The 10,620-nt window shown below is 36.1% G+C and carries 8 protein-coding genes and 1 pseudogene; 5 read left to right on the top strand and 4 right to left on the bottom strand.

Annotation, left to right across the window (positions count from 1 at the left end):
• Positions 1 to 204: 204 nt before the first annotated feature.
• The 4 genes and pseudogenes from FTU80_RS12165 to FTU80_RS12150 all read left to right on the top strand — a co-directional run.
• Positions 205 to 988 (top strand): annotated as a pseudogene (locus FTU80_RS12165) (transposase); the annotation flags it as partial.
• A gap of 138 nt (positions 989 to 1,126) precedes the next feature.
• Positions 1,127 to 1,813 (top strand): hypothetical protein, encoded by a 687-nt coding sequence (locus tag FTU80_RS12160; RefSeq protein WP_180085317.1) that lies wholly within the window; start codon positions 1,127 to 1,129, stop codon positions 1,811 to 1,813.
• Positions 1,810 to 2,304 (top strand): ImmA/IrrE family metallo-endopeptidase, encoded by a 495-nt coding sequence (locus FTU80_RS12155; protein WP_180085315.1) that lies wholly within the window; start codon positions 1,810 to 1,812, stop codon positions 2,302 to 2,304. The genes FTU80_RS12160 and FTU80_RS12155 overlap by 4 nt, the downstream gene beginning before the upstream one ends.
• A 9-nt stretch (positions 2,305 to 2,313) precedes the next feature.
• Positions 2,314 to 3,429 carry a beta family protein gene (locus FTU80_RS12150; RefSeq protein ID WP_218949045.1) on the top strand — a complete coding sequence of 372 codons (1,116 nt, stop codon included), beginning with the start codon at positions 2,314 to 2,316 and terminating at the stop codon, positions 3,427 to 3,429.
• Between the two features lie 10 nt (positions 3,430 to 3,439).
• Here the strand turns inward: FTU80_RS12150 and FTU80_RS12145 are convergent, their stop codons facing one another.
• The 4 genes from FTU80_RS12145 to FTU80_RS12130 all read right to left on the bottom strand — a co-directional run bounded on the left by FTU80_RS12145 (position 3,440) and on the right by FTU80_RS12130 (position 6,973).
• Positions 3,440 to 4,150 carry a sce7726 family protein gene (locus tag FTU80_RS12145; RefSeq protein ID WP_180085313.1) on the bottom strand — a complete coding sequence of 237 codons (711 nt, stop codon included), beginning with the start codon at positions 4,148 to 4,150 and terminating at the stop codon, positions 3,440 to 3,442.
• Between the two features lie 163 nt (positions 4,151 to 4,313).
• Positions 4,314 to 5,246: an IS5 family transposase gene (locus FTU80_RS12140; RefSeq protein WP_180085311.1), complete on the bottom strand. Its 933-nt coding sequence runs from the start codon at positions 5,244 to 5,246 to the stop codon at positions 4,314 to 4,316.
• 209 nt (positions 5,247 to 5,455) lie between these two features.
• Positions 5,456 to 6,100, bottom strand: a complete 645-nt coding sequence (locus FTU80_RS12135; RefSeq protein WP_180085309.1) for a hypothetical protein — start codon at positions 6,098 to 6,100, stop codon at positions 5,456 to 5,458.
• Between the two features lie 72 nt (positions 6,101 to 6,172).
• Complete coding sequence (locus FTU80_RS12130; protein ID WP_180085307.1) at positions 6,173 to 6,973, bottom strand: DUF6502 family protein; 801 nt, start codon at positions 6,971 to 6,973, stop codon at positions 6,173 to 6,175.
• 318 nt (positions 6,974 to 7,291) lie between these two features.
• Between FTU80_RS12130 and FTU80_RS12125 the strand changes: the two genes are divergently transcribed.
• The coding region (locus tag FTU80_RS12125) for an ESPR-type extended signal peptide-containing protein (RefSeq protein ID WP_257221511.1) at positions 7,292 to 10,620 on the top strand (3,329 nt) is incomplete at its 3' end.

Below are 10,620 nucleotides of genomic sequence, written 5' to 3'. Positions count from 1 at the left end.
GATCCATGCACGTGTAGCAGTTCTTAACAGATTTACGGAATTAGGTCGACCACTTACCCAAGTTACGCCTTAAATTTGGCTCAATTAGGGGCGCTTTGCATTTCAAATCTTTGTGCAACAAAGCCATCTAAAAGTAGAATTTTCCCTTAAGCTACAAGCAGGTGATTCTGCATGAAAACATCTAAATTTACTGACAGTTAGATCATGGCTATTTTGAAACAGGCGGAGTCTGGCACGCCTATTGCCATCCTTTGCCGTGAACGTGGCATAGTAGTGCGGCCTTTTATAAATGGAGTGCTAAATATAACGGCATGGATGCCTCGTTAATTACTCGGTTGAAAGAACTAGAAGTAGAAAATGCCAAACTAAAAAAGATGTATGCTGAAGATCGGCTTAAAGCCGAAATTATTCAGTAAGCCACGTCAAGAAAGTGATAAAGTCATCTTGTCGTCGTTAGATGGCGTAACAAGCTGTAGTCGATCATGCTGTTAGCATTCGTTTGGCCTGCCGCGCATTTAGTATCAGTGACTACCATTATCAGTCCAAAATAAACGATGATAATGTATTAATTGCAGAGCAGCTAATTGAACTCGCTAAAGAAAATACGGATTGGGGCTTTGGTCTGTACTTCTCTTATCTACGCCATGTTAAAAACTGCGGTTGGAATCATAAGCGGGTTTTTAGCACTGAATCTGCGTATTAAACCGAGAAGAAGACTAAAACGGCACGCGCCTGAACCATTGAAGGAAGCAATCCGGGAAAATCAAGTTTGGTCATTAGATTTTATGCATGACCAACTTACCGATGGTCGCAAGTTTCGATTATTGAATGTAATTGATGATTACCTTCGAGAAGGTTTATCCATTGAGGCAGGATTCTCATTACTTACAATCCGAGTTATTCGAACCCTCAATCAGTTACTAGAATATCGAGAAAAACAGTTAGGATCCGGTGTGAGAATGGACCTGAATTTATCAGTCATGAATTTGTACGCTAGGCAAGTGAATACGGTATACGTATTAAATTTTTTAAGGTAGTGAATCTATTTTAATTATTATTTTAATGACTGATGAGGAGTGATTAAGTATATTGTTGGGAAATAAAGGGAATTGATATCTTACTTCTAATGAAAATAAGTTTATTTGTATTGTTAATAGTAATTCCATTGATTTTTTCCGTAGCTAAAGCTGATGTCATGCCTGTTGATAGCGATAATGTATTCAATGAAGGTGGAGATCAAAATAAGGAAAAATCAAAAAATGGCTTAATTCTAGTCGATAAAAATCATATTGAAATAAGTGCCGTGAATCATCGAGATGGTGAATTTGTTGACACTGATAAAAGAATTTATGAGCTTTCTTTAACAATAGCAAATCAGAAAAAGATTATTGATAAGCTAGAGGCGAGTCAGGACGAATTAAAAGAAAATGTTAGTGAGCAAAAAAATAAGAAACCCGGTGTCGATTATACGACTTGGGTCAGTATTCTTTTAGCTTGTGTTGCTTTATTAGTTACAATTTTTGGTGTGGTAATGGCTGTTATTTCATTTATTGGTCTTAAGAATATAAAGAAAGCAACGAATGATATTGCTGAATCAGTTTCAACTGATGTTGCAAGTAGAATAGCGGCAGAGCAGGTTGATAGTCAATTAGAGGCAATTGCTATAAAAGAAATTGCTAAACTGCTTGCAGATGGCACTTTCCGTCCTCAGTTAGAAGATGCGGTAGATTTGATTATGAGAAATAATAAGCTAACTGAAGACACTAGTGGTTTTAATAATTTTCCTGAATTTGATGCGGAGTTGGAAAAATGAATCAGTCTAATGAGTGGATGAGTTTAAGTTTTCAAAATCAAGAAATTATTAAAAAACATCAGAATGACATGCCAATAAAATTAGGTCTTCTTTCAAAAGAGTTAGGTTTGATTGTTAAAAGAGCAACCTTACCTGCGAATATTTCTGGCGAAATTAAAGAACAAGATGGCGAAGTAATTATTAGGGTAAATAGACACGATGCTCAAACACGTCAGCGGTATACATTAGCACATGAGATAGCACATTTTTTTTTACATAGACATCTACTTTCAACAGGAATTACAGATGATGTTCTCTATCGTTCATCACAAAGTGATGAAATTGAAGCGCAAGCTAATAGATTGGCAGCTGATATTTTAATGCCTATAGATATAGTAAAAGATTTAATGCATCAACATCAGAAATTAAAGGGTGAAAATTTTTATCAGGCAATTGCAGATGACCTTAATGTATCTGTAACAGCTCTCAAGATTAGACTAAGTAAAATATAAGGCATTTTTATGATTTCATTTAGTAATATCAATTATATCCCATTATTGTGTTTAAAGCCTGCTGAAATGGCTGCCTTGGAAGAGTTGCCGAAACATGATAAAGATATACTTTTTCCTTTAATATCACTTAAAAAGTGGGTTAATTCTAAGACCCTTGAAAAATCTTTTTTACGTATAAATAAAGCTATTGATGATAGGGTTAGACTATTTGATTTAGATCGAGCGTATCTGAGAGATTGTCAAAATAGCAATAATCCATCTACTTGCGAATCAGAGATTTTAGAGTTAGCCAATCCTGAAAATGGATATCAGAATTGGGTTAAATTGTTTGAAAGTAATCAAAACTATGTACCAGTAGTGCAATTAGATAATTTGGAAGAATTAGAGCCCCAATTAGATGGGTTTATTAATTTGTGTAAACCTATAGTAATACGTTTTGAAATGAGTGGTGAGTATAGTATTGATAATGATGATTTTAATTTCATTATAAAGCTATTGTTGAATAAAAAAAAATCAATAAGTGAAATGTTATTACTTTTTGACTATGGTGATTTCACTAGATCACATTTATTGAATTGTGAAAAATATTCTTTATTCATTAATAAGCTCAGTTCTTTTTTCCCTACAGCATATTTTTCAATTTCAGGTACTTCTTTTCCATATAAATTTCATGGAGCTACTAAAGGAGAAATTCCAATTTACGAACGACAAATTTTTAATAAAGTGAAAAATCATTGTAAAGAGGTTTCTTTAATCTATTCAGACAGAGCCAGCGCTAGAGCTGAAAGTTTAAATGGTGGAGGGGGGGTACCACCGCCTAGAATTGATTATGCTTTAAAAAATGATTGGCGTTTTGTACGTAAGGAGTTTGTACTTGGAGATGAACATGAGAAAGAGCGTTTATATAAACAAGCTGCGATTGAAGTTATAAATAGTGAATATTGGATTAAAGATCTGCATTTATGGGGGACTCAAATGATTGAAAAGACAGCATTGGGCGATAGTTATGCTATTACATCAGCTAATAAAGCTACGGCTGTCAGAATCAATATGCATTTATATCAGCAATTGCATTATGGTGATGATATTACCTCATTGGATACAGATGAGGATTGGGAGGATTAGTACTTGAAAATTAACATTCATTTTGGTGCATTAATTCAAGAATTTCTATTAAGTTGTTGATGTTGGTTGATTTTAATTTATTGGACTCAATGTTTAGATCTGTCCGTAAAAGTTTTAAATCTTCTGTATTGGTTACTTGTGATTTATTGAGATTGCTAAAAAATCGTTGATTACTTTTTTTATATCTTTCACTTAAGTAATTTAGAGCACGTTCACGGATTAAAGTGGTAGGTAGGTATAGTAAATTCTGTTCAAGTACTTTGCGTCTTTTAAGATTAACAAAAATGTTATTTTCACGTGCTAGCTTTGCTAATTCTGTAACTGGCATAAGTTTTAAAAAATTATACTTATCTGAAATCATTTTGATTTTTCCTACACGTATAACTTTAACTGACTCATCATTAACTTCCCAAATAGCTACATTCGCTGGTGTGCTTGATAGGGCTTTTTGGGTGTGTTTTGGACTTGTTATAACTGTAACCTTATCAAAATATTGAAGGTAGGTCGAGACTTGACCTTGTAATCTTAAAAGCGTATCAGAGCTGCTTTTTATTTCATAAGCAAATAATTTTTTTGATTTAATTAAAGCTAGATCAACACGGCGAGAATATTTATCAATTACATATTCATTTATTAAAGTACTGTCAATTTGTAATACCTCCTTTTTTAAAAGATAATTGATTACAATTCGTTTTAATTCAGGTTCTAAAATTTTTGACATTGATTAACTTATTGATCGGTATATTGCACTGTTTTAGGATAAAGTGAACTGAAGAAAAAAGATACGCTTACATTTTGCATGGGAGTAGAGACTGTGTCTTAAGTTAAATAGGGATTTGTTGCATAAAGGTTTAAAAGGCTGAGTTTCCGTAGGTGAGCCCAGTTTAAGAGACAACCTGGTTATGAGGGCGACCTAATTCTGTGAATTTATTCAAAACTGCTACGCGTGCATGGATCTCATTCACCTGATTCGGAAAATCCCTTACTGTTAATTTATCGCCTAATAATTTGATGCAATGCATCTTGGTTTCCACCAAACTTCGACGATGATAACCAGACCACTTTTTCCAAAGCGATATGCCTAGACGTTTGACTGTCTTTAATAATTCGTTCCGCTCTATAGACCTCACCTGCTGATCTTTCCAAGGCTTTGCATTCTTCCTAGGTGGAATGATCGCATATGCATCTCGATCTAAAATGACTAGTCGGCAGTGCTTTGTATCATAAGCACCATCTGTATAAACAGAATCAATGTGTTCATCCAAGGAAATTTGAGCAAGTAAATCTTCGAGTACTTGTGAGTGGCTAACATTATTTGTGGTGAGCTGTACAGCGCGTATTTGCAAGGTTTTAGTATCTATACCAATATGTAATTTACGCCATTGGCGATGATATTCAGGCTGATGTTTCTTACGCTTCCATTCGCCTTCACCTAAAAATTTTAAACCCGTAGAGTCGACGAGTAGGTGTAACCCATCACGACTTTTCTGGTAGCTAATTTGAATATCAATATACTTTTGTCGTCTACAAAGCGTCGTGAAGTTTGGTGCTGTCCAATCTAATCCACAAAGTTTAATTAAGCTTTGAACAAAGCCAGTAACCATGCGTAAAGTGAGTCTAAATAGAGATTTAATCATCAAACAGCATTGAATCGCTATGTCGGAGTAGGTTTGACTTCGACCTTGTTTGCCTTGAGGTTCTGCATACCATTGTGTTTTTGGATCGAACCAAATGGCAATATTCCCACGATTAATGAGAGCTCGGTTATATGCGGCCCAATTGGTTGTGCGGTAGATTTTGTGTGTAGGCTTCTTCATTTGGAAATTATATTGCCGAAGAAGCCCTTAAGAACAGCTTTGTGCAACAAAGCCGTTGAATATTAAAAAAATTAATGAATTTGTAATGAAATACTATAACGTTATCATTAATCTATTTTATTTAAGTATATGTGATACACGGTAAGCTTATGGCCATCTCTATAAGACAGCCATAACTAGAGCATTGATTTTATTTGATAAATTTATTCTTACATTTTTTCAACTAAAAAATCTAGACTAAAGGTAGAGCATTTTAATCTTTGATTAATAGGTGAATATTGGTTAATAGAGAACTCTTTATCATATTTCATATTCCATGCTTGAGTATATTTAGGAATATTATATTTTAAAGTATAATTCCATGTATCAGAAGGCATAAGTATCTGATATTCATCCGAAGTATTAGAGCATTGAGGGTCTTCTATCGGTTCATAAATGTTTTGATTTTGATCTTTCAGAATTACAGGTGGTTCACATTTATATCTATACTCATAAATAGGATAAAGATTATTATTTTTAACAGTAAGAACAAGTGTTAAATTTGAAGTGGGTTTTTCATTAGTATCTATTAGAAAAGTACCATGTCCATCTTTCAAAATAGCTTCATTTGTCTCACTGTTTTGAAAATATGATGAAATTGTTAAGTTTTCACAAACCTGTGTGTATACACCTTTTGTCCAAATAATATAGTCATTAGTTTCTTCATCAGTAGTTAACGGTGGAATATTACCTCCGCCGGCAGTAGGCAAACCGGTACCGCCTAAAGATACACCGCCAGTGTTTAATGAACCTAAATCATCCCCACAAGCACTAATAAGAAAAACTGATATTAAATAAAAAAAAGGTTTGTTCACTATGAATATCCTTTTTATGTGAAAAGGTTGCTATTTAATATACTTTATTAATAACATGTTAGGTAAATATTTTTAAGAATTGTCTTTATTTAAAATTTCATCAAATTGATATATACCCATACTGAAGCGGTATCTTGCATTTAATTTTCCTTCGTCATTTTTTGTACATTCTAAAGCTTTATCCACCAATTTTTTTGACATTTCTTTCCATATCTCATGTGTGTAACTTTTTAATATTTGAACTGACTCCTCTGTTAATTCATCTGCATTTATGTTTTGCTCAAGAAACATGTTTGGAGAGATTAAAATATTTGAAAGACCAGATGAGATGTGATCTGATGCGGATTGTGCTAGTAGTTTTTGACTATATGAAGAGCTATTAGATGGAGTAAAAGATTCAGTATGTAATATTACGGTATTTGCAACTTCAGTAATAAGTCCAAGACGATCTAACTCTGAAATGATGGCTCTTGGATGTTTATCTTGTGAAATCTCTTTTGCAAGACTCTCAAAACTTATTCCCTCTCCCGTAACGGCAATTTGTTTCGGCCATTCTTTTTGAATCCATAATGTAATTACACGCGCACTTATGTTTGAAGAAGTTTGAGTCAGAGTGTCATTTGTAAGAGTAGCCTTTAATTCACTAACATCTCTCCGGTTTAAACCTGAGAGCAAGCTTATAGACGAATCGGTCAACTTCTTATCTAGTTTTTCTAGTTCATTTATTGATTGTTTAAGAAAAATTATTTTTAAGGATTGTGAGAATTCACTAAATCCTACTCCTGATTTAATTAGCCAAAATATCAAGGGATTCATAACTTTAGATACATTTTTTTTTGCAATTTCTGAAATTGGCAATAGTGAGTCTGGCATATAAACCTCTTTCAAAAATTAATACATTCCATGTGTTTAATTATAATTTACGGTCAAATTAAAACAATATTATGAGTTACAAAAATTATAACAGCTAGTTCTTTTGTGTATTGTTTAAGCAAACTTAATAATATGTTTTATTACTTAATATTATAAATATATCAAGAAAAAATTTCTTTTTTAATCATGAACATAATTTTTTACTGTAAAAAAAATGTGCAAACTGCACATTAATGTGTAAAATATGTGTTAATTGCACATTTATTTAGATTAAAAGTGTGACTAATTTATCATTTTTCTGTGCTATAAGGTTTCACTATGAATAAGATTTATAGAGTTGTTTGGAATGCCTCGTTAGGGGTTTGGGTGGCGGTTTCAGAATTAGCAAAAGCGGGCAAAAAAACAAAAGCCGTAAAGAATGCTAGTGAAAACTATAATTCGATTAATAATGAAAGTCTGCTGTCAAAGCTTTTTAAAATTAGCATGCTAGCTGTATGTATTGGTGGTGCATCTCAAGCATTTGCAGCAAAAAAAATTACAACAGTAGGTACTGGAACAGGTTTGGTTAGTCATGATAATGGTGTAGTCTATGATGGAAATAGTTCCTTAGAAATATTATATTGGAAAAACCCTAACGTACCTTTGTTTATGCAAACTCAAGTTGCTGCAGGAAATGCTATAGCAATTGGAGATAATGCTAAATCTTTAAGTAGGGGGTCTGTTGTTATTGGTGGAAATGCTACAGCAACAATTGATGGTGCTACTTCTGCTGTTCAGGATGGTATTAACCTAGGTGCTCAAGTTGTTATTGGATCTAATTCATATGCAAATGGAAATAACAATGTTGCTATAGGTAATAAATCATATACGACAGGTAATGCTTCAATTGCAATTGGACGTGAAGCTGCAGCTAAAGGTGATTATTCTTTATCATTAGGGACTGTTAGCTCAGCAACAGGGGCAAGATCTACAGCAGTCGGGCATTCGAGTGTTGCGTCTGGTACTGGCTCAGTTGCAATAGGGAGTGCAACTGGAACGGGAAGAGATTGGAATAATACGGGTACAACTGCGAGTGGTAGTAATTCAGTTGCAATAGGCACTTCAGCAGATGCTACAGCTTCTGATGCATTAGCTTTAGGTAGTTCAGCTCAAGCAACAAAAGTATATAGTACAGCAGTTGGGGTGAATGCAGAGGCTAGTGAAAATTCAGCTTTTGCTGGCGGTGATACTGCTAAGGCTACTGGTATTGCTTCTACCGCTGTTGGTGCATATACACAAGCGGTTGGGCAAAGTTCTTTTGCTGGTGGGTTTCAATCACAAGCCGTTGGTACAAACTCAGTAGCTGTGGGTACTGCGACTGAGAGTGGGGAGTATGCCGTTGCAATCGGATCACTTACTAAAGGTTTAGGCGTGAGTTCAGTCGCATTAGGAGCATCAGCTGAAGCTCAGGGAGAACGATCTGTAGTTGTTGGCACTAGTTCAGTTTCTAGTGGGCTTTCAAGTGTTGCAGTTGGTGATAGTGCTCAATCTGGCGGTAATAATGCTATAGCGATAGGTACTTCGGCACAAGCCACAGGCCAAAATTCGATTAGTATTGGTACAGGTAATATTGTTACTGGTATTGGCTCTGGTGCAATTGGTGATCCAACCACAATTACTGGTTCAGGAACATATAGTTTAGGTAATAACAATGGCACAATTGATGCAACAGAAAGTGGCATATTTGGTAATAACAATCAAATCATTGGCGAGATTGCTAGTGTTCGCGTGGTAGGGAATACAAACACAGTTGCACATACGAATACGCTTGTAGTTGGTAATAATAATACCACTGCCGGTGAAACAGCAATTGTTGTTGGTCATAATAGTACAGCTGGGCAACAATCTCTTGCTTTGGGTACAGGTGTAAATGCCTCTGCTGATGGTTCGGTTGGTATTGGTGATACTGTAAAGGCAACAGGTGAGAAAGCTATTGCTGTCGGCCATTTATCAGAAGCGACAGCAGATGGTAGTATCGCGGTAGGGTGGGGAAGTGATGCGACAGCAATAAATGCAACAGCAGTCGGTATTGGAGCGCAAGCTTTAACATATGGTGCGGCATCAGTAGGTTCAAATGCCCAGGCCATAGGAGATAACTCAACAGCTATAGGGTCTTATTCAATTGCAAGTGGGCAATATTCAACAAGTTTAGGCTTTGACTCAGAAGCGTCTAAAATCGGTACTGTCGCTTTAGGTTCATTTGCATCTGCTACGGAAGAAAATGCTTTAGCTGCAGGTGTTGCAGCAACAGCCTCGGGATTATCATCTGTTGCACTTGGTCATAATGCAGAAGCACTTACTGAAGGCGCTGTGGGTATTGGTTTAAATAGTAAGGCGGAAGGTGATCATGCAATTGCAATAGGTGACCTTGCTATAGCTAAGGGCGTGGGTTCTGCTGCTATTGGTCATTTGGCCGAGACGACAGGTGATAGCGCTTATGCATTAGGGCATGGTTCGTTGGCATCTAGAGGTGGTACTGCTGTTGGTGGTGCAACAGTGGCAGCTGATTATAGCTCGGCATTAGGTTATTTTACTGAGGCAAGTGGTGAGTACTCTACAGCAGTAGGTACTCTAGCTGTTGCAAGTGGGGATAATTCCACCGTAGTTGGTACTGGAGCTTCAGCAATAGCTGAATCTGCCACAGCTCTAGGGGTTTTAGCTACAGCAAATAAAGAAAATTCGGTTGCATTAGGCGCCTCAGCTAATACAGATTCTGATGCGACATCAGAAAATTCAGCGGCTGTAGGTGAATTAACTTACAGCGGTTTTGCTGGACAAGCAGCAGACGCTGGAATGCAAGTTTCTATTGGTTCTGATGGAGCGGAACGCCAACTTAAAAATGTTGCTGCTGGTAAAATCTCTGCAGACAGTACAGATGCAATTAACGGTAGTCAATTGTATGCAACAAATGCAGTATTAAGTAATGTTGCAAACTCTACAGTCAATTTAATTGGAGGCGGTGTTACTTTAGACGAAACTGGTAATGTTACAGGTCCATTTGTTGTCGATGGTAAATCTCATGTTGATATTGCTACAGCTATCTCTGCTGCTAAAACAACAGTTAAAGCAGGTACCAACGTTGCAAGCGTAGATAAAGTAACGGATGCAGCGACAGGTCAAAACACATATACAGTCAATGCCAATGGCACAACAGCATCAGCGGGTTCAGATGCGGTAACTGTTAAAGCAGGCACGGCGAATGCAGACAATGTAACTGATTATGCAATTGATTTAAGTGATAAAACTAAAGACAGCTTGACTGCTGCTGATAGTGCATTACAAGAAATCGAAACACAAATTGATGGCGTAACAGTTAAAACAGTAAACAAAGCGGATAATAAAGCGAATTTTGTTACTGGCGACAACATGCTGTTAGAAGATGATGGCCAGGGTGGCATCAAGATTTCAACAGCGAAAGATGTAAACTTTGATAACGTAACAGTGGGCGATACCATTTTGAATGGCGATAGCATCACATTGGGCGATACGGTTATCAATGGTGACAGCGTAACAACGACAAATCTCACTGTAACAGGTGAAACTAAGTTGGGTGATAGCTTCACAGTGAACAACGGCGGTGCAACGTATACCGGTCCGATCACTAATGG

This window comes from Acinetobacter sp. YH12145 (assembly GCF_013418335.1).
In the GTDB taxonomy this organism is placed as follows: Bacteria; Pseudomonadota; Gammaproteobacteria; order Pseudomonadales; family Moraxellaceae; genus Acinetobacter; species Acinetobacter amyesii.
This window is presented reverse-complemented; position numbering and strand designations above follow the sequence as displayed.

What these genes read in the sequence shown, in the direction of transcription:
- FTU80_RS12130 (WP_180085307.1), bottom strand. Translation starts at nt 6,973, where the DNA reads ATGCCAGACTCACTATTGCCAATTTCAGAAATTGCAAAAAAAAATGTA.
- FTU80_RS12155 (WP_180085315.1), top strand. Translation starts at nt 1,810, where the DNA reads ATGAATCAGTCTAATGAGTGGATGAGTTTAAGTTTTCAAAATCAAGAA.
- FTU80_RS12140 (WP_180085311.1), bottom strand. Translation starts at nt 5,246, where the DNA reads ATGAAGAAGCCTACACACAAAATCTACCGCACAACCAATTGGGCCGCA.
- FTU80_RS12145 (WP_180085313.1), bottom strand. Translation starts at nt 4,150, where the DNA reads ATGTCAAAAATTTTAGAACCTGAATTAAAACGAATTGTAATCAATTAT.
- FTU80_RS12150 (WP_218949045.1), top strand. Translation starts at nt 2,314, where the DNA reads ATGATTTCATTTAGTAATATCAATTATATCCCATTATTGTGTTTAAAG.
- FTU80_RS12160 (WP_180085317.1), top strand. Translation starts at nt 1,127, where the DNA reads ATGAAAATAAGTTTATTTGTATTGTTAATAGTAATTCCATTGATTTTT.